This is a genomic window from Streptomyces sp. NPDC047117 (assembly GCF_040643545.1).
Taxonomy (GTDB): Bacteria; Actinomycetota; Actinomycetes; order Streptomycetales; family Streptomycetaceae; genus Streptomyces.
In genome coordinates this window covers 108,350-131,398 of sequence record NZ_JBEYUN010000007.1, presented here as the reverse complement: position 1 = coordinate 131,398, position 23,049 = coordinate 108,350, and the positions used below count along the sequence as shown (strand labels likewise).

The 23,049-nt window shown below is 71.6% G+C and carries 20 protein-coding genes and 1 riboswitch; of the genes, 10 read left to right on the top strand and 10 right to left on the bottom strand.

Annotation, left to right across the window (positions count from 1 at the left end; translation table 11 throughout):
• Positions 1 to 23 precede the first annotated feature (23 nt).
• The 3 genes from ABZ840_RS15485 to ABZ840_RS15475 all read left to right on the top strand — a co-directional run bounded on the left by ABZ840_RS15485 (position 24) and on the right by ABZ840_RS15475 (position 3,870).
• On the top strand, positions 24 to 1,679 hold the full coding sequence (locus ABZ840_RS15485) for a PTS transporter subunit EIIC (RefSeq protein WP_361559201.1): 1,656 nt from the start codon (positions 24 to 26) through the stop codon (positions 1,677 to 1,679).
• 143 nt (positions 1,680 to 1,822) lie between these two features.
• Entirely contained in the window at positions 1,823 to 2,683 is an 861-nt protein-coding gene (locus ABZ840_RS15480) for a hypothetical protein (RefSeq protein WP_361559198.1), read from the top strand.
• Positions 2,680 to 3,870, top strand: a complete 1,191-nt coding sequence (locus ABZ840_RS15475) for a hypothetical protein (RefSeq protein WP_361559196.1) — start codon at positions 2,680 to 2,682, stop codon at positions 3,868 to 3,870. Before ABZ840_RS15480 ends, ABZ840_RS15475 begins: the two co-directional genes overlap by 4 nt.
• 87 nt (positions 3,871 to 3,957) lie before the next feature.
• Here ABZ840_RS15475 and groL read toward each other — a convergent pair whose 3' ends face one another.
• The 4 genes from groL to thrC all read right to left on the bottom strand — a co-directional run bounded on the left by groL (position 3,958) and on the right by thrC (position 8,177).
• Positions 3,958 to 5,583, bottom strand: a complete 1,626-nt coding sequence (gene groL, locus ABZ840_RS15470) for a chaperonin GroEL (RefSeq protein WP_361559193.1) — start codon at positions 5,581 to 5,583, stop codon at positions 3,958 to 3,960.
• A gap of 302 nt (positions 5,584 to 5,885) precedes the next feature.
• Positions 5,886 to 6,089 carry a cold-shock protein gene (locus ABZ840_RS15465; RefSeq protein WP_003986833.1) on the bottom strand — a complete coding sequence of 68 codons (204 nt, stop codon included), beginning with the start codon at positions 6,087 to 6,089 and terminating at the stop codon, positions 5,886 to 5,888.
• A gap of 457 nt (positions 6,090 to 6,546) precedes the next feature.
• Complete coding sequence (locus tag ABZ840_RS15460; RefSeq protein WP_361559190.1) at positions 6,547 to 6,825, bottom strand: MoaD/ThiS family protein; 279 nt, start codon at positions 6,823 to 6,825, stop codon at positions 6,547 to 6,549.
• Positions 6,826 to 6,890: 65 nt separating this feature from the next.
• Positions 6,891 to 8,177, bottom strand: coding sequence for a threonine synthase (gene thrC / locus ABZ840_RS15455; RefSeq protein ID WP_361559187.1), 1,287 nt, complete (start codon positions 8,175 to 8,177; stop codon positions 6,891 to 6,893).
• A gap of 17 nt (positions 8,178 to 8,194) precedes the next feature.
• Positions 8,195 to 8,353, bottom strand: a riboswitch (SAM riboswitch).
• Between the two features lie 180 nt (positions 8,354 to 8,533).
• On the opposite strand from thrC, the gene ABZ840_RS15450 reads away from it, so the two are divergent.
• A complete protein-coding gene (locus tag ABZ840_RS15450; protein WP_361559185.1) occupies positions 8,534 to 9,499 on the top strand; it encodes a glucosyl-3-phosphoglycerate synthase in 966 nt (321 codons plus the stop codon).
• A 182-nt stretch (positions 9,500 to 9,681) separates the two neighbouring features.
• The gene (locus tag ABZ840_RS15445) at positions 9,682 to 11,163 is read left to right on the top strand and encodes a trehalose-6-phosphate synthase (protein WP_361559182.1); all 1,482 of its coding nucleotides are present in this window, start codon (positions 9,682 to 9,684) and stop codon (positions 11,161 to 11,163) included.
• Positions 11,164 to 11,273: 110 nt separating this feature from the next.
• Here the strand turns inward: ABZ840_RS15445 and otsB are convergent, their stop codons facing one another.
• The 3 genes from otsB to ABZ840_RS15430 all read right to left on the bottom strand — a co-directional run bounded on the left by otsB (position 11,274) and on the right by ABZ840_RS15430 (position 13,815).
• Positions 11,274 to 12,149 carry a trehalose-phosphatase gene (otsB, locus tag ABZ840_RS15440; RefSeq protein ID WP_361559179.1) on the bottom strand — a complete coding sequence of 292 codons (876 nt, stop codon included), beginning with the start codon at positions 12,147 to 12,149 and terminating at the stop codon, positions 11,274 to 11,276.
• A 125-nt stretch (positions 12,150 to 12,274) separates the two neighbouring features.
• Positions 12,275 to 12,520 carry a DUF3263 domain-containing protein gene (locus ABZ840_RS15435; protein ID WP_361559177.1) on the bottom strand — a complete coding sequence of 82 codons (246 nt, stop codon included), beginning with the start codon at positions 12,518 to 12,520 and terminating at the stop codon, positions 12,275 to 12,277.
• Between the two features lie 71 nt (positions 12,521 to 12,591).
• Positions 12,592 to 13,815 (bottom strand): extracellular solute-binding protein, encoded by a 1,224-nt coding sequence (locus ABZ840_RS15430; protein ID WP_361559174.1) that lies wholly within the window; start codon positions 13,813 to 13,815, stop codon positions 12,592 to 12,594.
• Between the two features lie 413 nt (positions 13,816 to 14,228).
• Between ABZ840_RS15430 and ABZ840_RS15425 the strand changes: the two genes are divergently transcribed.
• The 3 genes from ABZ840_RS15425 to pfkB all read left to right on the top strand — a co-directional run bounded on the left by ABZ840_RS15425 (position 14,229) and on the right by pfkB (position 17,467).
• On the top strand, positions 14,229 to 15,194 hold the full coding sequence (locus tag ABZ840_RS15425) for an ROK family protein (protein ID WP_361559171.1): 966 nt from the start codon (positions 14,229 to 14,231) through the stop codon (positions 15,192 to 15,194).
• Positions 15,194 to 16,351, top strand: coding sequence for an N-acetylglucosamine-6-phosphate deacetylase (gene nagA / locus ABZ840_RS15420; RefSeq protein WP_361559168.1), 1,158 nt, complete (start codon positions 15,194 to 15,196; stop codon positions 16,349 to 16,351). The genes ABZ840_RS15425 and nagA overlap by 1 nt, the downstream gene beginning before the upstream one ends.
• A gap of 186 nt (positions 16,352 to 16,537) precedes the next feature.
• Positions 16,538 to 17,467, top strand: a complete 930-nt coding sequence (pfkB, locus tag ABZ840_RS15415; protein ID WP_361559165.1) for a 1-phosphofructokinase — start codon at positions 16,538 to 16,540, stop codon at positions 17,465 to 17,467.
• A gap of 113 nt (positions 17,468 to 17,580) precedes the next feature.
• Here the strand turns inward: pfkB and ABZ840_RS15410 are convergent, their stop codons facing one another.
• Complete coding sequence (locus tag ABZ840_RS15410) at positions 17,581 to 18,543, bottom strand: carbohydrate-binding protein (protein WP_361559162.1); 963 nt, start codon at positions 18,541 to 18,543, stop codon at positions 17,581 to 17,583.
• Between the two features lie 363 nt (positions 18,544 to 18,906).
• Positions 18,907 to 20,571: a diguanylate cyclase CdgB gene (gene cdgB / locus ABZ840_RS15405; protein WP_361559159.1), complete on the bottom strand. Its 1,665-nt coding sequence runs from the start codon at positions 20,569 to 20,571 to the stop codon at positions 18,907 to 18,909.
• A gap of 437 nt (positions 20,572 to 21,008) precedes the next feature.
• On the opposite strand from cdgB, the gene ABZ840_RS15400 reads away from it, so the two are divergent.
• A complete protein-coding gene (locus ABZ840_RS15400; RefSeq protein WP_361559885.1) occupies positions 21,009 to 21,587 on the top strand; it encodes a flavin reductase family protein in 579 nt (192 codons plus the stop codon).
• 119 nt (positions 21,588 to 21,706) lie between these two features.
• Here the strand turns inward: ABZ840_RS15400 and arfB are convergent, their stop codons facing one another.
• Positions 21,707 to 22,144 carry an alternative ribosome rescue aminoacyl-tRNA hydrolase ArfB gene (gene arfB / locus ABZ840_RS15395; RefSeq protein WP_361559156.1) on the bottom strand — a complete coding sequence of 146 codons (438 nt, stop codon included), beginning with the start codon at positions 22,142 to 22,144 and terminating at the stop codon, positions 21,707 to 21,709.
• Positions 22,145 to 22,358: 214 nt separating this feature from the next.
• On the opposite strand from arfB, the gene ABZ840_RS15390 reads away from it, so the two are divergent.
• Positions 22,359 to 22,934 carry a TerD family protein gene (locus ABZ840_RS15390; protein ID WP_052863614.1) on the top strand — a complete coding sequence of 192 codons (576 nt, stop codon included), beginning with the start codon at positions 22,359 to 22,361 and terminating at the stop codon, positions 22,932 to 22,934.
• Positions 22,935 to 23,049 lie beyond the last annotated feature (115 nt).

Below are 23,049 nucleotides of genomic sequence, written 5' to 3'. Positions count from 1 at the left end.
CTCCGACAGAACAGCGCCTGCACATGACCTCTGCATCTCCCCAGGGGAACTCCGGCTCCCCGGACAAGAACCGCGCCACCGCCGCCGCGCTCCTGCCCCTCGTGGGCGGCGCTGCCAACATCACGTCCGTCGCGCACTGCATGACCCGGCTCCGCCTCGGCATCAAGGACCGCTCGCTGGTCCAGGACGACGCCCTGAAGGCGCTGCCGGCCGTCATGGGGGTGGTCGAGGACGACACGTACCAGATCGTGCTGGGCCCCGGCACGGTCGCCCGCGTCACGCCCGTCTTCGAGGAACTGGTCGAGGAGGAGCGGGCGGCCACCCCCGACCCGCAGGCGACCGACCCCACACCGACCGCCGGCGCCGCCGCCCCGTACACCACAACCGACTCATCCAGCTCATCCGGCTCGTCCGACGGGGCGGGCGCACCCGGCGACCCCACCCCCCTCACCCCTCTCACCGCCGACGAGCTCGCCGCTCAGGGCGCCGCGATCAAGGCCCGCCGGAAGGCGGCGAACGCCACCCCCTTCAAGCTGTTCCTCCGCCGGATCGCCAACATCTTCGTCCCGCTGATCCCGGCCCTCATCGGCTGCGGCATCATCGCCGGCATCAACGGCCTGCTGACCAACCTCGGCTGGCTGCCGGCCCTGGCCCCCGCGCTGACCGCCATCGCCTCCGGCTTCATGGCGCTGATCGCGGTGTTCGTCGGCTTCAACACGGCGAAGGAGTTCGGCGGTACGCCGATCCTCGGCGGCGCGGTCGCGGCGATCATCGTCTTCCCCGGCGTCGCGAACATCACCGCGTTCGGCCAGAAGCTCTCCCCCGGCCAGGGCGGCGTCCTCGGCGCGCTGGGCGCCGCCGTACTGGCGGTGTACATCGAGAAGTGGTGCCGCAAATGGGTACCGGAATCGCTGGACGTCCTGGTCACCCCGACCCTCACCGTCCTGCTCACCGGACTGGTGACGATCTTCGGCCTGATGTACGCAGCGGGTGAGGTCTCCACCGCGATCGGTACGGCCGCCAACTGGCTCCTCGCCCACGGCGGCGCGCTTGCCGGCTTCGTCCTCGGCGGTCTCTTCCTGCCGCTGGTGATGCTCGGCCTGCACCAGGCCCTCATCCCCATCCACACCACCCTCATCGAGCAGCAGAGCTATACGGTCCTGCTGCCGATCCTGGCCATGGCCGGCGCGGGCCAGGTCGGCGCGGCCGTCGCCGTCTACCTCCGCCTCCCCCGCAACGGCTCGATCCGTACGACGATCAAGTCCGCCCTCCCCGCCGGCTTCCTCGGCGTCGGCGAACCGCTGATCTACGGCGTCTCGCTCCCGCTCGGGCGGCCGTTCATCACCGCCTGCGTCGGCGGCGCGTTCGGCGGCGCCTTCGTCGGCCTCTTCAACCAGCTCGGCACGGCCGTCGGCTCCACCGCCATCGGCCCCTCCGGCTGGGCCCTCTTCCCCCTCCTCAAGGGCAACCACGACCTGGGCACGACAGCAGTCATCTACGCCGTGGGCCTCCTCGCCGGCTACCTCGTCGGCTTCCTGGCCACCTACTTCTTCGGCTTCAGCAAACAAATGCTCACCGACCTGAACACCGACACCGAAGCGCCCGCCCCGGCGACGGCCCCGGCCAAGCCCACTCCGGCAACGGCCCCCGCCCCGGCCAAGAAAACGGCGAACGTCTGAGAAGCGGGCCGGCCGCCCGGCGGCGGCCGGCCCGCGCCCCGCCTCGCCCCGCGCGTCCCGCGCGTCCCGCCCCCTGCTGCTCCGGGTACGTGGCATGTACCTTCATCAGACAACAGGCGGTTCAACAGGGGGAGTTGAGGCGTGTGACGAGCGATGCGACGAGAGCCCCGCGGCCGGACGGAGCGGCGGAGCCCGCTCCCGGCCCGGCCGCGCAGCCCGAGCCCACCCCGCCGCCGGCCGGCGGCGGGCGGTTCAGCCGCCTCCGACGGCGATTCGCGGCGTTGGGGGCGGCCAACAAGATCGCGACGGTGGGGCTGGTCATCGCCGCCGTGCCGGTGCTCACGCCCCTGGTCACCGCGGGGTACGACGCGCTGTTCGGCGAGGAAGCCGTCGCCATGGACGTGAGCCAGGCCGATGATTCCTGCTCGGCGCGGTACGTCGTCCCGCCGGATCAGGAAAGACTCCGAAGCAGCGTCCCCGCGGCCCCGGTACGGACCCTCACCCGCTGGGAACGGGAAAAGAAGATCACCCATCTGTCGGAGGTCGAAGCGGCCATCAGCATCCGCGGCAACCTCGACAAAGCCGTACAGATCCGCGACCTGACCCTCACCATCACCCGCCGGGCCGAGCCCACGGCCGGCCGCGTCGCCCCGCACGTCGTCTGCGGCGGCAACGGCATCCAGGAAGTGTTCGCCGTCGATCTCGACACGCTGCCGGTAGGCCGGCCGGTCTCCAGCGGCTATCTGCTGACCAGTCCCCACCAGGAAGCGGCCCGGCAGACGGAGAAGCAGGCGGACCGGCACGGCCTGCGCCTCCCCAAGTCCATCGGCACGAGCGACGTGTACGACCTGCTGATCACCGGCCGCACCCGCAGCCACTACACCGAATGGCGCGCCACCCTCACCTGGTGGGACGGCGAAACCCTGCACCGGACGACCATCGACAACGACGGCCGCCCCTTCCGGGTGACGGCCGCTCCCCGGCCCGTCGCGGAGGGCCGGTGAACGCCCTCCGCGCCGCGCGCCGCTCTCCCGTGGCCGCCGCCGTCCTCACCGTCCTGCTGCTCCATCTGCTCGGCACACTGCCGCAGCAGGTCGACTGGGCGGACCGGAGCACCGGCGACCGGCCGCTGTCCGCGCTGCGGCTGCTCACCGTCTCGCCGACGCTGCGGTTCACCGAGGCGACCGGCGCGCCGGCCGTGCTCCAGGAAGCGCTGTGGACAGTGCTCTTCCTCGTGCTGCTGGCGGCGGCCGCCGCGGGATTCGCCGCCCGAGCGACGGGCCGCGCCAAGATCATGGCCGTCGCCGTCGTGTTCCCCGTGTTCGCGCCGCTCGCCCACCTGCTCGCGCTCGCCTGCCTGCGGCTGCCCGAGCTGTCCTTCGACCCGGCACTGCGCGGCCAAGCGACCCTCCAGCTGCTCATGGACGCCCAGGCCGGCACCGGCCATGCAGTACTCATCGGGCTGCTCGGCGGCCAGGTCGCCCAACTGACCGGCGTGCTCGGTGCCGATACGGAGGAGTCCGGCCTCCCCCTCCGCGAGCGACTCCACGCCGTCACCCGCCGGTTCCGCGCCCGCCTGGACACCCTCTGGCCGCAGATCGGCTCCACGCTGCTCGCGACCGCGGGCGGCGCGCTGGTGCTGTCCGTGCTGCTCTCGGACGCGCCCGGCCGGGTGCTGGAGCCGCTCGTACGACTGTGGTGCGCGCCGGACGAACTGCCCAAGGAGTGCGGCATCTGGCTGCGCGAGCAGGTCGGCAACACCGACGGGACGGCGTTACTGGCCGGCGAGAAGCCCCGGACACGCCAGTTCATGCTCTTCTACGCCTGGCAGACGTTCCTGGCCCTGTACCTGGTCACGCACCTCTGCGTGAGCGTGACGACGGCCGGCCTGGCCCGCGTCCCACGCGTGTTGCTCAGCACCTGGGCCGCGTACACCCTGGGCGCGATCGGCTTCGTCGGCGGGCTGGAGGCGGCGGGCATCCCGGAGGGGGCGGCCGCCGCGGCGGATCCGCTCGCCAGGCAGCTGCTGATGCTTCTGCCGCCGCACGGTCTGGAGCACGCCCTGTACGGGGCGCCGGTGGCCGCCGCGGTCTGCGCGGGCACGGTGTGGGCGGGCAGCCGGCTCATCCGCCGCGGCACCCGCCCGGACCCGGCCCCGACCCCGGCTCCGGACACCCGGCCCGTCTACTGAAACGCCCGAGGGCGGCACCCCCGTGATGGGGTGCCGCCCTCGGTTCGTACAGCTGTGAACAGCTGATCCGGTCCCGGGAGGGGTGGATCAGAAGTCCATGTCACCGCCCGGCATGCCGCCCGGGGCGCCGCCCGCGGCGGCCTTCTCCGGCTTGTCGGCGATGACGGCCTCGGTGGTGAGGAAGAGCGCCGCGATGGAGGCGGCGTTCTGCAGCGCGGAGCGGGTGACCTTGGCGGGGTCGATGATGCCCTCGGCGATCATGTCGACGTACTCGCCGGTCGCGGCGTTGAGGCCGTGACCCACGGTCAGGTTGCGCACCTTCTCCACCACGACGCCGCCCTCGAGGCCGCCGTTGACGGAGATCTGCTTCAGCGGGGCCTCCAGGGCCAGCTTCACAGCGGCGGCACCGGTGGCCTCGTCACCCTCGAGCTCGAGCTTCTCGAAGACCGAGGAAGCCTGCAGCAGGGCGACGCCACCGCCGGCGACGATGCCCTCCTCGACGGCCGCCTTCGCGTTGCGAACGGCGTCCTCGATGCGGTGCTTGCGCTCCTTGAGCTCCACCTCGGTCGCGGCACCGGCCTTGATGACCGCAACACCGCCGGCGAGCTTCGCCAGGCGCTCCTGCAGCTTCTCGCGGTCGTAGTCGCTGTCCGAGTTCTCGATCTCGGCGCGGATCTGGTTGACGCGGCCCTGGACCTGGTCGCTGTCGCCGGCACCGTCGACGATGGTGGTCTCGTCCTTGGTGATGACGACCTTGCGGGCGCGGCCGAGCAGGTCGAGACCGGCGTTCTCCAGCTTGAGGCCGACCTCCTCGGAGATGACGGTGCCACCGGTGAGGATGGCGATGTCGCCGAGCATGGCCTTGCGGCGGTCACCGAAGCCCGGGGCCTTCACGGCGACGGACTTGAAGGTGCCACGGATCTTGTTGACGACCAGGGTCGACAGGGCCTCGCCCTCGACGTCCTCCGCGATGATCAGCAGCGGCTTGCCCGACTGCATGACCTTCTCCAGCAGCGGAAGGAGGTCCTTCACGTTGGAGATCTTGGAGTTGACGATCAGGATGTACGGGTCGTCGAGCGACGCCTCCATACGCTCCATGTCGGTGGCGAAGTACGCCGAGATGTAGCCCTTGTCGAAGCGCATACCCTCGGTGAGCTCCAGCTCCAGACCGAAGGTCTGGGACTCCTCGACGGTGATGACGCCTTCCTTGCCGACCTTGTCCATGGCCTCGGCGATGAGCTCGCCGATCTGGGTGTCGGCCGCGGAGATGGAGGCGGTGGAGGCGATCTGCTCCTTGGTCTCCACGTCCTTCGCCTGCTCCAGCAGGGCGGCGGAGACGGCCTCGACGGCGCGCTCGATGCCGCGCTTCAGGGCCATCGGGTTGGCGCCGGCCGCGACGTTGCGCAGGCCCTCGCGGACCAGGGCCTGGGCCAGGACGGTCGCGGTCGTCGTGCCGTCACCGGCGACGTCGTCCGTCTTCTTCGCGACCTCCTTGACCAGCTCGGCGCCGATCTTCTCGTACGGGTCCTCGAGCTCGATCTCCTTGGCGATGGACACACCATCGTTGGTGATCGTGGGGGCACCCCACTTCTTCTCAAGGACGACGTTGCGGCCCTTGGGGCCAAGGGTGACCTTGACGGCGTCGGCGAGCTGGTTCATCCCGCGCTCGAGACCGCGCCGTGCCTCCTCGTCGAACGCGATGATCTTGGCCATGTGAAGTGGTCCTCCCGGACAGGGGTGGATTGCTCCGGACCGCGTGGCGCCCGCGACGGACGGCCTGCGCCTGATGGTTCCTTCCCCACCCGGCGACGGGCCTCACCGACCCGGTCCTTCTGTCACTCTCACCTTCAGAGTGCTAACGCAATGATTAGCACTCGACCCCCTCGAGTGCAAGCGTCCAAGCCAGGCTGCGGCCTCCCCACAGCCACACGCAAGGTCCCCGCGCACGCACAACAAGAGGTCCGCACCCCCCATCAGGGAGCACGGACCTCCGTACGCTGCAGTCGGTCGGCGCTTCAGCCGGCCACGCGGACCATGTCCGCCTGCGGCCCCTTCTGACCCTGCGAGATCTCGAACTCGACCCGCTGGCCTTCCTCAAGGGTGCGGTAACCGTCCATCTGGATCGCGCTGTAGTGGACGAAAACATCCGCACCACCGTCGACCGCGATGAAGCCGTACCCCTTCTCCGCGTTGAACCACTTGACGGTGCCCTGAGCCATTCCTAACTCCCCTATTGCTGGCCCTTGCGCAGGACCGCACTCCGCGGACCCGGGTCAGACCTCACCCCCAAGGAGGGTGTGCGCCGGAACGCGTCGACCGCCGCTGAATGTATCTGGACCGATGCCCAGCGCAACAGGTCAATCGGACGAGAATTCTGCCCACGACCATTCGCCGATATCCGGCGAAGTCTCAACAATTCTGGGCAAGCCGGGCCGGGCATAGCTCATCAACACGACAAATTGCGCACACACTTTGGGCACATCTTGTCGCGTTCTCATATGCGTCGGGCACGCGCGTGAAGAGGATTCACCTCAACTGTATCGCCTTTAACGACATGGAATCGCCCCGTCCGCTTCTGATGCGGACGGGGCGATTCCGGAGTGCGCATCCCGTCATTCACGAGACGGTGCACAAGGGGCGCGCACAGGGCGCACAAAGGGGCGTACAGCCGCTTTTTCAGCAGCCGCCGGCCACCGCGGGAATGATCGAGACGCTGGCGCCGTCCGGCGTCGCGGTCTCCAGACCACCCTCGAAGCGCACGTCGTCGTCGTTGACGTAGACGTTCACGAAGCGGCGCAGCTTGCCCTGGTCGTCCAGGACGCGCGCCGCGATGCCGTTGTGGTTCTTCTCCAGGTCCTGGATGACCTCGGAGAGCTTCGCGCCCTCGGCGGGGACCTCGGCCTGGCCGCCGGTGTAGGTGCGGAGGATGGTGGGGATGCGGACGTTGACGCTCATGTTCTTCTGCCTTCCGGGTTCAGTGGCTACGGGTGCGAGGCGGCTCTCCGGCCGGGGGCCAGGGCTCAGCCGAGGCCGGCCTCGCGGAAGGAGTCCAGGCTCGGACGGATGGTCGCGGTCGGGCCGGTGGTCGGCGCGACGGCGTCCAGCGTCTTCAGGCCGTCGCCGGTGTTCAGGACGACGAGGGACTTGGCCGGGTCGATCTGACCGTTCTCGATGAGCTTCTTGGTGACGCCGACGGTCACGCCGCCCGCGGTCTCCGCGAAGATGCCCTCGGTGCGGGCCAGCAGCTTGATCGCGTCCACGACCTGCTCGTCGTTGACGTCCTCGACGGCGCCGCCGGTGCGGCGGGCGATGTCGAGCACGTACGGGCCGTCCGCCGGGTTGCCGATGGCCAGCGACTTGGCGATGGTGTTCGGCTTCTGCGGGCGGACCACGTCGTGGCCGGCCTTGAAGGCGGTGGACACCGGCGAGCAGCCCTCGGCCTGGGCGCCGAAGATCTTGTACGGCTTGTCCTCGACCAGGCCGAGCTTGATCAGCTCCTTGAGCCCCTTGTCGATCTTCGTGAGCTGCGAGCCCGAGGCGATCGGGATGACCAGCTGGTCCGGCAGCTCCCAGCCGAGCTGCTCGCAGATCTCGTACGCGAGCGTCTTGGAGCCCTCGCCGTAGTACGGGCGGAGGTTGACGTTCACGAAGCCCCAGCCCTCGCCCAGCGGGTCGCCGATGAGCTCGGAGCAGAAGCGGTTGACGTCGTCGTAGTTGCCCTCGATGCCGACGAGGTCACCGCCGTACACCGCGGCCATGACGACCTTGCCCGCCTCCAGGTCGTGCGGGATGAACACGCAGGAGCGGAAGCCGGCCCGGCGCGCCGCGGCGCCGACGGCGCCGGCCAGGTTGCCGGTGGAGGAGCAGGACAGGGTGGTGAAGCCGAAGGCGCGGGCCGCCTCGACGGCGATGGCCACGACGCGGTCCTTGAAGGAGTGCGTCGGGTTGCCGGAGTCGTCCTTCACGTACAGGCCGCCGGTGACGCCCAGCTCGGCGGCGAGGCGGTCGGCCTTGACCAGCTTGGTGAAGCCCGGGTTGAGGTTGGGCTTGTCGGCCACGTCGGCGGGGACGGGCAGCAGCGGCGCGTACCGCCAGATGTTGTCGGGACCGGCCTCGATCTGCTTCTTCAGGCCCTCGGGGTCGCCGCTCGGCAGGTCGTAGGCCACTTCGAGCGGCCCGAAACATTCCTGACAGGCGAAGATCGGGCCCAGATCGAAGCGGGTGCCGCACTCGCGGCAGGACAGCGCAGCGGCGGGGCCGAGGGAGACGGCGGAAGTGGTGGTGCTTTCAGAAGCTTGCACAGCCATGGAGGCGAGGCCCTTTCTCCTCATCTTCCTCACGACGCATCTCGCCGTGAGACGGATTTGGCACCTTCCCTAGCCGGGAGCCTCGCGCGCGGGACTTCAGTGTCCTGACGGCAAGACCGGCTGGAGGGTTGCCGGGGCTTCAACGGGCCGTATCCCTCTGCCCCTCTGGATGAGCGGTATGGCCTGCATACGAAACACAGGCGTTTGTTCAGCGGTGACCCCGGCATGCGGTGGTCATCCGCGTTGTTCAAGACTGTAACCGAAGGGGTGGATGGTTGAGATAGCCGTCCGAACCGCGAGATGGCTCACACCGCGTAGCAAGATGGCCCACACGCGTAGCAAAAGGAGACGGATACGTGCTGGAAGAGGTGGAGCGCTGGCTGGCCGGCCGCTCCTGGTCCGCCGCCGACCGACCGCTCGACCAGCTGTTGGCAGCGAAAGGGCGCACGGGGCAGACGGTCAGCGTAGTGCTGCCCGCGCTCGACGAGGAAGCCACGGTCGGCACGATCGTGGAGATCATCCGTCGTGACCTGATGTCCGACGCGATGCCGCTGGTCGATGAGCTGATCGTGGTGGATTCCGGCTCCACCGACCGCACCTCCGAGGTCGCGGCCGCGGCCGGCGCCCGGGTCGTGCACCGCGACGCGATCCTGCCCCGGCTGGCGACGGTGCCCGGCAAGGGCGAGGTGCTGTGGCGCTCGCTGCTGGCCACCAGCGGCGACATCGTCTGCTTCGTCGACGCCGACCTGCGCGAGTTCTCCGCCGACTTCGTGTCCGGGATCGTCGGGCCACTGCTGACCGATCCGCAGGTGCAGTTCGTGAAGGCGATGTACGACCGGCCGCTGGGCGAGGAGGCCGGCGGCGCGAAGGCGGGCCAGGGAGGACGGGTGACCGAGCTGGTGGCCCGCCCGCTGCTCAATCTGCACTGGCCGCAGCTGGCCGGTTTCGTCCAGCCGCTCGGCGGCGAGTACGCGGCCCGGCGCTCGCTCCTGGAGCGGCTGCCCTTCCCCGTGGGGTACGGCGTCGAGCTGGGCCTGCTGGTCGACGCGCTGCACACGGTCGGCCTGGACGCGCTGGCGCAGGTGGACGTGGGGGTGCGCAGGCACCGGCACCAGGACGGGCAGGCCCTGGGCCGGATGGCCGCGGCGATCTACCGCACCGCCCAGCTGCGGCTGGCGCGCGGCCATCTCGTACGACCCCGGCTCACCCAGTTCGACCGCGGCGAGGAGGGCGGCTTCGTGCCGCGTACGACCGCGGTGGACACCGAGGAGCGGCCGCCGATGCGCGGCATACCGGAGTACGCGGAGCGGCGGGCGGCCTGAGGCCGGGGCGCGGCGGGCGGTCGCGGCGGGCCGTACCGGCCCTGCGGGGCCGCGGAGGTCCGGCGGACCGGGAGCGTCCGGGAGCTCGTGGCGGTCGCGCGCGGCGCCCGACGTGCGGCTGCACCCATGATGTGCTGCGGGCCGTACGTTTGAGCGGATCTGTGGCGGGTTAGTTCATCGGCATGGTCTCCTCCAGCTCAGGTGCCCAGGTTCTCGTCGCGTCCAACCGTGGCCCGGTCTCCTACGCCCTGGGCGCGGACGGCACGCTGACTTCCCGGCGCGGCGGCGGCGGACTGGTCTCGGGCCTGTCCGCGATCGGCTCGGACGCCGGAGCCGTCTGGGTGTGTGCGGCGCTCGGCGACGGCGACCGCGAGGCGGCCCGGCGGGCCGCCTCCGGTGCCGGACTGCTGGATCCGGCCGACACCGGCGGACAACAGGTCCGGATGTTGGACATCCCGCCCGAGGTGTTCTCCGACGCGTACAACGGCATCGCCAACTCCGTGCTGTGGTTCGTCCACCACCTGCTGTACCAGACGCCGCTGGAGCCGTCGTTCGACGCGGATTTCCGCGGCCAGTGGGCGGCGTACGAGGCGTACAACACCGCTTTCGCCGACGCGCTCGCCGAGGCCGCGGCGCCGGGCGCCGCCGTCCTCGTGCAGGACTACCACCTCACGCTGGTCCCGGGGCTGCTCCGCGAGCGCCGCCCCGACCTGCGCATCGGCCACTTCTCGCACACCCCGTGGGCGCCGCCGGACTACTTCCGCCTGCTGCCGGACGACGTGGCGGCCCAGGTGCTGCGCGGCGTCCTGGGCGGCGACCGGGCGGCGTTCCTGACCCGCCGCTGGGCCGAGGCGTTCGCCGAGTGCTGCGCGGCCGTGCTGGGCGCCGAGGTGGCGCGGGACGGGGAGGCGGGGCTGCGTGTCACGCACGAGGGCCGGACCACCCGGCTCGGCGTGCACGGCCTGGGCGCCGACGCGGACTTCCTGCGCGACCGGTCCCGGCAGCCGGACGTCGACGACCGGCTGGCGGACCTGCGCGAGCAGATCGGCACCGGCGAGGACGGCGCGCCGCGGAAGACGATCGTGCGGGTGGACCGTACGGAGCTGTCCAAGAACATCGTGCGCGGGCTGCGGGCGTACCGGCGGCTGCTGGCCGACCGGCCCGAGTGGCGCGGCCGGGTCGTCCACATAGCGTTCGCCTACCCGTCGCGGCAGGACCTGGCGGTGTACCGGGAGTACACCGAGGAGGTCGCGCGGCTGGCCGGGGAGATCAACGACGAGTTCGGCACGGCCGGCTGGCTGCCGGTCGTGCTGCATGTGAAGGACGACTTCGCGCGTTCCCTGGCCGCCTACCGGCTCGCCGACGTCGCGCTGGTCAACCCCATCCGCGACGGCATGAACCTGGTCGCCAAGGAGGTGCCGGTGGTGTCGGAGGCGGGCTGCGCGCTGGTGCTCTCCCGGGAGGCCGGGGCCTGCGCGGAGCTGGCGGACGACGCGCTGGTGGTCAATCCGTACGACATCGAGGCCACGGCCGGCGCGCTGCACGAGGCGCTGACGATGCCCCAGGACGAGCGCGCGGAACGTTCGAAGCGGCTGGCGATGGCGGCGACGGCGTTGCCGCCTGCGCAGTGGTTCTTGGACCAGTTGCGGGCGCTGCGGGACTGAGGCCGGGCGGTTCCGGGCTGCCCCGGACGGTACGTTGCCGGCTGCCCCGCCGTCGTGGTCGCTCGCGCAGTTCCCCGCGCCCCTGGGGCCGCCCCTTGCGGGGCGAGCCCTCAGGTGCGCGTCATCGCCTCCGCCAGCCCCGTCAGCAGCTGCACCACCCCGGGCGGGCCCGGTACGACCAGGTCGGCGCGGTCGGCCAGTTCCTCGGCGCCCTCGCCGACCGTCGCCGAGCTGCACACCAGCACCCCGGCCTCTCCCTGGTCGCGGAGTGCGTCGACGGCGGCGTACGCGGCCAGGTCGCCGAGATCGTCCCCGGCGTAGAGGACCGCGCCCGCGGCCACCTCCCGCAGGTACGACGTGAGCGCCACGCCCTTGTCGACGCCGGGCGGGCGCAGCTCCAGGACGAAGCGGCCCGGCTCGACGATCAGGCCGTGCCGCCCGGCGAGGTCGGCCAGCGGCGCGCGCAGCGCTTCGAAGGTGCCCTGCGGGTCGGCGGTGCGGCGGGTGTGCACGGCGACGGCCCGGCCGCCCTTGGTCTCGATGGCGTCCTCGACGGACGCGTCCGGCCAGGCGCCGGTGCCGGCCAGCAGTTCGGGCAGCTCGGCGGCCGCGGCGGCGACGCCGGGCGGCGGCGCGGGCGCGTCGATCCGGCCGGTGGCGGCGTCCCAGCGCTCCGCGCCGTAGTGCCCGAGGACGACGAGGTGGTCCAGGCCGTCCGCTTCGGCGAAGCCGCCGAGCCGTACGGCGGTCTCCGCCGGCCGGCCGGTGATCACCACGACGGCGCGCAGCAGCGGCGCGAGGCGGGCGAGGGCCGGGACGACGCCGGGGTGCGCGCGGGCCTGTTCGGGGTCGGGGACGATGTCGGCGAGGGTGCCGTCGAAGTCGAGCGCGACGACGGCTTCGGCGGGCCGGGCGAGGAGGGTGGCCAGGCCCGCGCGGCCCGCTTCGGACACCGGCTGCGCGAGGAGGTTCTCGGGGCTGCCCATGGGGCCGAGCCTAGCGGTGGGCCGGGGCGCGCGGAGGGCGTACGGAGATCTTGCGCGCCGGACGCGCACGGGCTCGGCGACGGGCGGCAGGCCTTCGCAGTCCTCTCGGGTGCGGCCCGCCGACGTCAGCGACGCGCCCGCCGCTCCTCCCTGACCCGGCGCAGCCGATTCACCGTCACCGGGTCGTGGGCGAGCGCGCGCGGGTCGTCCAGGAGGGCGTTGAGCAGCTGGTAGTAGCGGGTCGGCGAGATGCCGAGCCGCTCGCGCACGGCGCGCTCCTTGGCGCCGGGACCGGGCCAGGAGCGGCGCTCCACGGCGAGCACGGCCTCGTCGCGCGCTGACAGCTGCTCGGACGGCGATTCGGACACCACACGACCACGATAGCCCCGCGGTACGACATCCCTACTGATCACCCGGGCGGGCGGCGTGGGGCCGAACGGCGTCAGCGGGTCGCGCTGTCCGCCTCGTTCGCGGTGTTCTCGATGTCGGTGAGGACCTGCTGCGGGTCGCCGTCGCTGCCGACCGCGCTGCCCATTTTGGCCTTGACGGTCTTGCTGACGAGGGGCCAGGAGGTCTTGTCGGCGGGGTAGAACTCCGCGTCCGGCAGCTGCGTGAGGAAGCCGTGCAGCTTCTTGTACTTGTCCTCGGCGAGCATGTCCTGGGAGGCGGAGACGGTGACCGGGAGGAGACCGTAGTCGCCGGAGAACTTCAGGACGTTGTCCTTGTCGTAGACGAAGTCGAGGAACTTCCCGATCTCGGCGCGGTGCCCGTTCTGCTTGAAGCCCATCATCCAGTCGGCGACGCCCATGGTGGACTTGGCGGGGCCGTTGATGCCGGGGAGCGCGACGGTGCCGTAGTCGACGCCCTTGGCCTTGGCCTGCTGCATGAGGGTGGGGTGGCCGTTGAGCATGCCCACCTTGCCGTCGGCGAAGGCGTCGAAGCCGGCCTGGCGGTTGAGCTTCGCGGGGTCGCCGCCGGTCAGGCCGGGGGTGACGAGGTTGTCCTTGACCCACTTGAACGTCCGGACGTTCTGGCGCGAGTCGATCGTGTACTTGCCTATGGAGTCGGTGTAGCCGCCGCCTCCGCTCAGCATCCAGATCATCGTCTCGGCCTGGGTCTCCTCGGGGCCGAGCGGCAGCGCGAACGGCGTCTTCACGCCCGCGTCCTTCAGGAGCTGCGCGTCCTGCTTGATGTCGGACCAGGTCTTGGGCGGGTTGGCGATGCCGGCCTGGGCGAAGAGCTTCTTGTTGTAGAAGAGGCGGCGGGTGCTGGCTCCGAAGGGCAGGCCGTACTGGACGCGGTGGTACTCGCCCGCGTCGGCGAGGCCGGGCGTGAAGTCCGCCTGGGTGCTGATGGAGAGCAGGTCGTCGGCGCTGTAGAGCTTGCCCTCGGCGGCGTAGTCGGCGTACGCGCCGATCTGGGCCATGTCGGGGGCGTCGCCGGCCTCGACCCGCTTCGCGACCTCCTTGTCGACGTCCTCCCAGCTGTAGACGTCGACGTCCACCTTGATGTTCGGATGCTTCGCCTCGAAGGCCTGCGTGACGCCGTCCCAGTAGTGCTTGCTGGAGTTGGACGCGTTGTCGCCGTAGTCGGCGGCGACCAGCTTCAGGGTGACGTCGTCGCTGCCGCCGGGTCCGCCGGAGCAGGACGCCAGGGTCAGCGTCATGGCCGTCGCGATACCCGCCGCCGCGAGGCTCCTGTAGCGTCGCTGTACTGCCATTACGTGCCCTTTTCCGCCTTCGTGTGCCGTCTGGGTGTGCCGTACGTCCGGGTCGCGCCGCGGCGGCGGGGATCACCCCCGCCGGGCGCATGAGCTGCGAGTCTGCCCCGCACACCGTCACAAGGTCTACACCAAATGAGGTCTCCGTTTCGCATCAGCGAACCGGAACGCGGGCCTCCCTCCGGCCCCGCGCGACCGCCCGGCGCACGCGGCGCGGACGGAGCGCACGGTGACGCGCGGACGACCCGGCACCCAACTCCCCGTGCACCACGCCCGAACATCACCCCCACAGGGTAGCTACGCGCGAAGACCGCAAGTGGACTAGACCTTTCGACACTTCTCGCGGGAGACTGGCCCGCGTGAGACATGTCATCGCGCTCGATGTGGGCGGCACCGGGATCAAGGCCGCACTCGTCGGTACGGAGGCGGCGTCCTCCGGAGGCGCGCCCGCCCGGCCGCCCGTCCTGCTGCACGAGGCCCGCCGCCCCACCGGACGCGAGCGCGGCCCCGAAGCGGTGATCGGCACGATCCTCGATTTCGCCGCCGAGCTGCGCGAGCTGGGCGCCCGGCGGTACGGCACCCCCGCCGCGTCCGTCGGCGTCGCGGTCCCCGGCATCGTCGACGAGACCACCGGTACCGCCGTGTACGCCTCCAACCTCGGCTGGCGCGACGTCCCGCTGCGCCGCCTGCTCTCGGAGCGGCTCGACGGCGTACCCGTGGCGCTCGGCCACGACGTACGCACCGGCGGCCTCGCCGAGGGCCGCATCGGAGCGGGCAAGGACGCCGACCGGTTCCTCTTTCTTCCCCTGGGTACCGGCATCGCGGCCGCCATCGGCATCGGCGGCCGCATCGAGGCCGGGGCGCACGGCAGCGCGGGCGAGATCGGGCACATCGTCGTACGCCCGCAGGGCCCGCAGTGCGGCTGCGGCCGGCGCGGCTGCCTGGAGACGCTGGCCTCGGCCTCCGCCGTCGGCCGCGCCTGGGCCGCCGCCTGCGGTGACCCGGACGCCACCGCGGCGGACGCCGCCAAGGCCGTCGAGTCCGGCGACCGGACAGCGGTCACCGTCTGGCACGAGGCCGTCGACGCGCTCGCCGACGGCCTGGTCACCTGCCTCACGCTGCTCGACCCGCAGACCCTGATCATCGGCGGCGGGCTCGCCGAGGCGGGCGACACGCTGTTCGCGCCTCTGCGGGAGGCGGTCCGGCAGCGGGTTACGTTCCAGCCGCTCCCCTCGATCGTTCCGGCGGCGCTCGGGGACGCGGCCGGCTGCCTGGGCGCAGGACTGCTCGCCCGGGATCTACTCTCCACGGAGGTAACTGCCTGATGGCGGACCGAACCATCCTCAGCGGCGCCCGGGTGGCGCTGCCCGCGGGCGTCGTCGACGAACTCGCGCTCACCATCGACGGGCCGCACCTCGCCGTGGGCCCCGCGGCCGGCGGCACCACCGTCGACCTGTCGGGACATCTGATCGTCCCCGGCTTCGTGGACATGCACGTGCACGGCGGGGGCGGCGGTTCGTTCTCCTCCGCCGACCCCGAGGAGTGCCTGAAGGCCGCCGACACCCACCGCCGCCACGGCACCACCTCCATGGTCGCCTCGACCGTCACCGGCGACCTGGCGGACCTGGCCCGGCAGGCGGCCGTCCTGTCCGAGCTGGTCGAGCAGGGCGAGCTGGCCGGCATCCACTTCGAGGGCCCGTTCATCTCGGCCCACCGCTGCGGCGCCCACCAGCCCGAACTGCTGCGCGACCCGGACCCGGCGGACGTCCGCAAGCTGATCGACGCGGCCCGCGGCACGGCGAAGATGCTGACCCTCGCCCCCGAGCTGCCCGGCGGCCTGGACTCCGTACGCCTGCTGGCCGACTCCGGCGTCATCGCGGCCATCGGCCACACCGACTCCACGTACGAGGCGGCCCACGAGGCCATCGAGGCGGGCGCCACCGTCGCCACGCACCTCTTCAACGCCATGCCGACCCTGAACCACCGCACCCCCGGGCCGATCGCGGCGCTCCTGGAGGACGAGCGGATCACCGTCGAGCTGATCAACGACGGCACCCATCTGCACCCCGCCGTCCTGGAACTGGCGTTCCGTCACGCGGGCGCCGACCGCGTCGCGTTCATCACCGACGCGATGGGCGCGGCCGGCATGAGCGACGGCATGTACCCGCTCGGCCCGATGGAGGTCGAGGTCAAGGACGGTGTCGCACGCATCCACGGCGGCCCCACCGCCGGCTCGATCGCGGGCTCCACGCTCACCCTGGACCTGGCCTTCAAGCGCGCCGTCACGATCGACGGCATCGGCATCGAGCAGGCCGTACAGGCACTGTCGGCGAACCCGGCCCGGCTGCTGGGCATCGACGACCGCACCGGCTCCATCGAGCCGGGCAAGGACGCCGACCTGGTCGTACTGAACGCGGCGTACGACCTGGTGGGTGTGATGCGGCGGGGTGAGTGGGTGGTACGGCCGCCGCAGGCCGGGTAAAGACCCGGTGCGGACGTCGGTCCGGGCGGGCACCCCGTCCGGGCTGGGCCGATTGATCCGGATCCGCGCCCCCGGCGGTCAACGCGCTCTGTGCCAACTGCCGTCGGCGATGGCATGATCGCTCGCGCACTCGTCCGTACCCGGCCGTTCACACGGCCACCCGACCACTGCGCGGGAGGGGGAACCATGATCCTCACGGTCACGCTGAACGCCGCACTCGACATCACCTACCGGGTACCGCGGCTCCGCCCGCGCGGCACCAACCGGGTGACGGAGGTGTCCGAACGCCCCGGCGGCAAGGGCCTGAACGTCGCCCGGGTGCTCGCCGCACTGGGACATGACACCGTTGCCACCGGTTTCGCCGGCGGCGGCACCGGCGACGCGCTGCGCGCCATGCTCGCCCAGGAGTCCGGCGTCACCGACGCGCTGGTGCCGATCGGCGCCGCCACCCGGCGCACGGTCGCCGTCGTGGACACCGCGGGCGGCGACACCACCCAGCTCAACGAACCCGGCCCCACTGTCTCCCCCGCCGAGTGGGACGCCTTCCTCACCCGGTACCGCGAACTCCTCGACGGCGCGGAGGCAGTGGCCCTGTGCGGCAGCCTGCCGCCCGGCGTGCCCGTTGACGTGTACGCGCGCCTCACCCGTACGGCCCGCGCGGCCGGCGTCCCGGTCCTCCTCGACACCAGCGGCGAACCGCTGCGCCGCGGCCTCGCCGCCCGGCCCGACCTCGCCAAGCCCAACGCCGACGAGCTGGCCGCGCTGACCGGCCACAACGAACCGCTGCGGGCCGCGCGGGACGCGCGCCGCCGGGGCGCGCACACGGTCGCGGCCTCGCTCGGCGCCGACGGCATGCTCGCCGTGACCGCGGACGGCTCCTGGCAGGCCGCGCCGCCGCGGCGGATCGCCGGCAACCCCACGGGCGCGGGCGACTCGGCGGTGGCCGGCCTGCTGACCGGCCTGGTCGAAGGCCTCTCCTGGCCGGACCGCCTGGTCCGCGCGGTGGCCCTGTCCGCCGCCACGGTCCGCGCCGAGGGCGCCGGCGAATTCGACCGCGCCACGTACGAGGAACTGCTGGGCGAGGTCACCGTGACGGACGGGCCGGCGGCGGCCTAGAGGTGAGCCCCGGCCGGCGGCCGGGGCTTCGGGGCGGCGCCGGCCGGGAGCCCGAGGCTCAGGGGCGGCACCGGTGGCCGGGGCTCAGGGGCGGCCCCGGCCGGCGGTACCGGCTACGGCTTGGTGACCTGGCCCGCCTTGAGCCACACCTGGTCGAGGTTGAAGTCGCACTTGTTCCCCTGCTCACAGGAGATCTTGACCTCGTTGGTGCCCTTGTTCAGCTGCACCCAGGCGTAGGTACGGGTCCAGCCCTTTTCCCAGTCGCCTTCCTGCGCCCCGGCGAAATTCTTCATGTTCAGCCCCGAGTCGCGGGCCTTGCCGTTGATCGACAGGGTCGCGTCGGCGTCCTTGCCGGGCACGCCGTACCCGACGAAGACGGTGTACTGGCCGTCCTTGGGCACGTCCATCTTCCACGTCGCCGCGGAGCCCGGCGTGTTCATGCCGGTGACGTACAGGCCGCCGGACGAACGGGCGCCCGGTATGTCCTTGGCGGTGGTCGCCGAGCCGTCCAGTCGCAGGCTGCCCGCGTCGGCCTTGGGCAGGTCGACCTCGGCCGGCTTGTCGGACGGCTTGGTGCTCGGCCCGGCGCTCTCGCTCGCGGACGAGCCGGCACCGCCGGCCTCCTCGCCCTTCCCGTCGTCGCTGTTGGAGATCATCGCGACGCCGATGCCGACGCAGACGACGGCGACGACCGCGATGGCGCCGATGAGCAGGCCGTTGCGGTTGCGGCGCGGCCCCTGGCCGGAGCCGCCGGCACCGTGCCCGCCGTGGCCGTTGCGCGCCCCGCCGCCCGGCAGCGTCTCGGGCGCCGCGTAGTGCGCGTTCTGCCCGTACGCCTGCTGCTGCGGCGCCTGCGCCTGCTGGCCGTACTGCTGCCCGTACTGCTGCTGCCCGTACTGCCGCTCACCGACGGCGCGCACCTGGTTGTAGGACCTTCTGGGGACGCCCGGCTGCCGCACCGCCGCGCCGGCGCCCGACTGACCCTGCGCGCCCGCCTCGCCGCCTTCCGAGCGGTAGAGGTAGCCGAACGGATCGTCGTTCTCCGGCGTGTCCGTGCCGTTACTACCGGCCGTCATTCCGCGTCACTCCCCAGCGGTCTTGCAAACGAATGTCTACGTACTGATGTCTACATGCTTGTGAGGCCCCCGGCGGCCAGCGCCGCATCGGCGCAGCCTACCCGGTGCGGAGCGGCGTACGCCGGTTCCGTACGGCCACAAGATCACTACAGGACGGTGAACAACAGGCACTCACCGGGGTAGGCAGCGGTCAGCGCGGTACGGACGCCCTCCGCCGGGCGGGAGGTGTCTTCCGCCACATGACCGGGGTACGGGGCGGGTGGGACGGGCGGGCCCGATGCGGCGGGTGGGTCCATGCGGCCGCGGAGGTCGGCTGCGGCCCCAGGGGCAGGACTGCAAGGCCCCGGTCCCGGGCGCCGGCCGTCAGCCCACTCGCCGGTTCGCCTTCGAGCGGGACCGCTTCTCGACGTACATCCGCTGGTCAGCGGATTGCAGGACCTCCTCGGCCGACATGCCGCAGCCGGCCCAGCCGATCCCGAAGCTGGCGCCGACCCGCACGGCCCGGCCGTCCACCCGGATGGGCGGGATGATCGCGTTCCGCAGCCGTACGGCCAGGTCCTGGGCGTCCGCCTTGCCCAGCCCGTCCGCGAGCACGACGAACTCGTCACCGCCGAGCCGCGCGACCGTGTCGCCGTCCCGCACCCCGTTGGTCAGCCGCCTGGCCACCTCGATGAGCACCGCGTCACCCGTGTGGTGCCCGAACCGGTCGTTGATCGACTTGAAGCCGTCCAGGTCGCAGAAGAGCACGGCCAGCCCCTTGGCGCCGTCGTCCTCGGGCCCGTCCGACGGCGCCACCGCGTGCACATGGCTGTCGTAGACCGGACCCGTACGGGCGAGGTGGAAGCCCTCGAACGGTTCGCCGCCGCCGTCCGGCAGGAAGTCGTGCCCGTCGATGTCCCCGCCGACCGCCGAGGCGAAGGCGTCCGCCTCGTCCGCGCCCGGCGGCCGCGAGCACAGCCGGGCGCTGAGCCGGGCCCGCAGCTCGGCGGCGTTCGGCAGGCCGGTCAGCGAGTCGTGGCTGGCACGGTGCGCGAGCTGCAGCTCGTGCCGCTTGCGCTCCTCGATGTCCTCGACGTGCGTGAGCAGGAACCGCGGGCCGTCGGCGGTGTCCGCGACGACGCTGTTGCGCAGGTTCACCCAGACGTAGGAGCCGTCGCGGCGGGCCAGCCGCAGCTCCGCCCGGCCACCCTCGGCGGAGGTCCGCAGCAGCGTCCCGATGTCCTCGGGGTGCACCAGGTCGGAGAAGGAGTACCGGCGCATCACCGAAGCCGGGCGCCCCAGCAGCCGGCACAGCGCGTCATTCGTACGCAGCAGCCGTCCGTGCTGGTCGCCGCCCATCTCGGCGATGGCCATGCCGCTCGGCGCGTACTCGAAGGCCTGCCGGAAGCTTTCCTCGCTCGCCCGCAGCGCCTGCTGCTCCCGCTCCAGCCGGACCAGCGCGCGCTGCATGTTTGCCCGCAACCGGGCATTACTGATCGCAATCGCGGCCTGGAAAGCGAACATCTGGAGCGCCTCGCGGCCCCAGGCTCCCGGACGGCGCCCGTTGCGCGGCCGGTCGACGGAAATCACGCCGAGCAGGTCGCCGCCGCCGGAGGAGGCCGAGTACATGGGCGCGAAGAGGCGGTCCATCGGATGCCACTCGTCGGGGAAGCGCGGCGTGGGCCCGGCGGCGTGCCACTGCGGGACGTCGTCGTCGTCCAGCACCCAGCCCTCGGTGTGCGGGATGAAGCACAGGTCGCCCCACCGCTGGCCCATGCTCAGCCGGCGCTCCCAGGACTCCCGGGAGCCGACCCGGCCGGACAGCAGGGCCTCGGCACCCGCACTGCCTGCGACGGCGGCCACCACGAGGTCACCGTCGGGGCGTACGAGATTGACCGCGGCGAGCTCATAGCCCAGCCCGGTGATCGCGCCGTCGGCGACGGCCTGCAGCGTGTCTGCAAGGCTGCGTGCGGTGTTCAGGTCGGCGACCACTTGGTGCAGCTGCCGCAGGGTCGCAAGACGGACGTATGGCTCCGACTCGGTCTCCATCGCTCGCTCTCCCTGAGACCTCGACAGCAACTCCAGGCTTCTTGTCGTCCTCTAGTCGTCCGATTGCCACGGCCACTGAATCACAGTGAGCTGTTCACCCGGTACACAGGGTCAACAATTACCCCCCGCTGTGACTCAAGTCACAGAACACGCCGGGAAGTTACCCCACTCCCCCGAAAGCCCTTTCCTCGCTTCCATAAACTTCCTGAACGCAAATTCCGCCGACCGGAGTCCTCGGTCGTCAGCCCTAGGACGCGGCTGGTCCCAGGGCCCGATGCGAACCGCACGCGGATCCGATTAGCGTTCATTGTGTGTTCACGAACAACCCTGCCGCCGCCGTCACCGACCCGCGCACCGCCCCCACCCCGGGCACGGGGCCGAACCCGGACACGGAGCCGAGCCCCCGTTCGGAAGAGGCGGGTTCCCGCCCGGAGGAGATCACCTCGCGCCCCGACGCGATCGTCGAGGGCCAGGAGCTGATCCCGCATGCTGGTGGGGTGAGTGCCGACGAGTTCCGTGCCGCCCTGTCCCGGCTCGCTGCCGGGGTCGTACTGATCACCGCCCTCGACCCGGAGGACGACCCGGCCGACGGGGAGGTCCCGGACGGCGAGGACGCGGGGATGACCGCCACCGCGTTCATGTCCGTCTCGCTCGACCCGCCGCTGGTCATGGTGAGCGTCCGCAACGAGTCCCGGATGGACGACATCCTGGAGAGGCAGCCCCTGTGGGCCGTCTCGGTCCTGACGGAGGGCCAGCGCAACATCGCCGGCCAGTTCTCCATGAAGGGCCGCCTCAGCGACCGGCTCCTCTTCGCGAGCGTCCCGCACGTACGGGGCGAGGAGACCGGCGCCGCACTCGTGAAGGGCGCGCTCGCCACGATGGAGTGCCGTACGGAACAGCGCGTCGTGGCCGGCGACCACACCCTCATCATCGGCCGCGTACTGACCGCCCACACCCCGCACGTGGAAACGAATCCCCTGACGTACTTCCGGGGTCGGTACCGGAAGCTGGGGTAGCCGGGGGCGGTACCGGAAGCTGGGGTAGCCGGGGGCGGTACCGGAAATTGAGGTGATCGGGGGCGGTACCGGAAGTTGCAGTAGGGGGAGCCGGCGGGTACGGAGAGGGCCGAGGCGGCTCAGTGCCAGTCGCGGCCCGAACGCCCCCGCTTCGTGTCACCGCGCTGTTTCTTCTCCCGCAGCCTGCGCTCATTGATGCCCCGCGGTATACGCGTCTTGCGGCGCGGCTTCGGCGGCGGCGCGGACGCCTCCGCCAGCAAGGAGGCGAGCCGTACCGCGGCGGTCTCGCGGTTCCGCCACTGCGAGCGGTGCTCGGAGGCCCGTACGGATACCACGCCACCGTCCAGCAGCCGCCCGCGCTCGGCCAGCCGCTGGAGCGCGCGCTCCTTCCAGACCTCGGGCAGCGCAGTGGTCGCGGCGAGGTCGAAACGCAGCTCCACCTGACTGTCGGAGGTGTTGACGTGCTGGCCGCCCGGTCCGGATGAACGCGAGAAGCGCCAGACGAGCTCCGCCTCCGGAAGGACGACCGAACCACGGATGACATAGGGCCCGGACATGGACCAATGATCGCGCGCCCGCGCCGGTCCCGTCACCCGCATTTCGCCGCCCGGGCCCAGTCCGGGCCCCGTCCGGCCCCCGAGCCGCATCAGGACTTGGCAAAGAAAGTAAAGCCAGCTGGAACCTCATGGTCCTCGACCGACGTTGTGCAGGGTGACGGTAGCTTCGTCCGGAGTACGGAGCCCGACGAAACGACGAGGAAAGGGCACTCCCATGGCTGTAAGCCTGTCCAAGGGCGGCAACGTCTCGCTCACCAAGGAGGCTCCGGGCCTGACCGCCGTCACGGTCGGCCTCGGCTGGGACGTCCGCACCACCACGGGCACGGACTTCGACCTCGACGCGAGCGCGATCGCGGTCAACCCGAGCGGCAAGGTCTACTCGGACCAGCACTTCGTGTTCTTCAACAACAAGGCCACGCCGGACCAGTCCATCGTGCACACCGGTGACAACGTCACCGGCCAGGGCGAGGGCGACGACGAGCAGATCAACGTCAACCTCGCCGCGCTGCCCGCCGACGTCGAGAAGATCGTCTTCCCGGTCTCCATCTACGACGCCGAGAACCGCAGCCAGAACTTCGGCCAGGTCCGCAATGCCTTCATCCGCATCGTGAACCAGGCCGGCGGCACCGAGATCGCCCGCTACGACCTCAGCGAGGACGCGGCGACCGAGACCGCGATGGTCTTCGGTGAGCTGTACCGCAACGGCTCGGAGTGGAAGTTCCGCGCCGTCGGCCAGGGCTACGCCTCGGGCCTGGTCGGCATCGCCCAGGACTTCGGCGTCAACGTCTGAGCTGACCCGACTGCCACGTCGGCCGACGGTCACCCCGGCTGACAGCCGCCTCGGCTGACAGTCACGTCGACTGACGGCTGAGTCGGCTGACGGCTGCCTCGGCTGACAGTCACGT

Excerpts from the sequence above, each read along its gene's own strand:
- ABZ840_RS15460 (WP_361559190.1), bottom strand. The coding sequence starts at position 6,825 with ATGAGCGTCAACGTCCGCATCCCCACCATCCTCCGCACCTACACCGGC.
- ABZ840_RS15430 (WP_361559174.1), bottom strand. The coding sequence starts at position 13,815 with ATGACGCTGACCCTGGCGTCCTGCTCCGGCGGACCCGGCGGCAGCGAC.
- ABZ840_RS15410 (WP_361559162.1), bottom strand. The coding sequence starts at position 18,543 with ATGACGGCCGGTAGTAACGGCACGGACACGCCGGAGAACGACGATCCG.
- otsB (WP_361559179.1), bottom strand. The coding sequence starts at position 12,149 with ATGGGCAGCCCCGAGAACCTCCTCGCGCAGCCGGTGTCCGAAGCGGGC.
- nagA (WP_361559168.1), top strand. The coding sequence starts at position 15,194 with ATGGCGGACCGAACCATCCTCAGCGGCGCCCGGGTGGCGCTGCCCGCG.
- ABZ840_RS15445 (WP_361559182.1), top strand. The coding sequence starts at position 9,682 with ATGGTCTCCTCCAGCTCAGGTGCCCAGGTTCTCGTCGCGTCCAACCGT.
- ABZ840_RS15390 (WP_052863614.1), top strand. The coding sequence starts at position 22,359 with ATGGCTGTAAGCCTGTCCAAGGGCGGCAACGTCTCGCTCACCAAGGAG.
- ABZ840_RS15485 (WP_361559201.1), top strand. The coding sequence starts at position 24 with ATGACCTCTGCATCTCCCCAGGGGAACTCCGGCTCCCCGGACAAGAAC.
- cdgB (WP_361559159.1), bottom strand. The coding sequence starts at position 20,571 with ATGGAGACCGAGTCGGAGCCATACGTCCGTCTTGCGACCCTGCGGCAG.
- thrC (WP_361559187.1), bottom strand. The coding sequence starts at position 8,177 with ATGGCTGTGCAAGCTTCTGAAAGCACCACCACTTCCGCCGTCTCCCTC.
- pfkB (WP_361559165.1), top strand. The coding sequence starts at position 16,538 with ATGATCCTCACGGTCACGCTGAACGCCGCACTCGACATCACCTACCGG.
- ABZ840_RS15465 (WP_003986833.1), bottom strand. The coding sequence starts at position 6,089 with ATGGCTCAGGGCACCGTCAAGTGGTTCAACGCGGAGAAGGGGTACGGC.
- groL (WP_361559193.1), bottom strand. The coding sequence starts at position 5,583 with ATGGCCAAGATCATCGCGTTCGACGAGGAGGCACGGCGCGGTCTCGAG.
- arfB (WP_361559156.1), bottom strand. The coding sequence starts at position 22,144 with ATGTCCGGGCCCTATGTCATCCGTGGTTCGGTCGTCCTTCCGGAGGCG.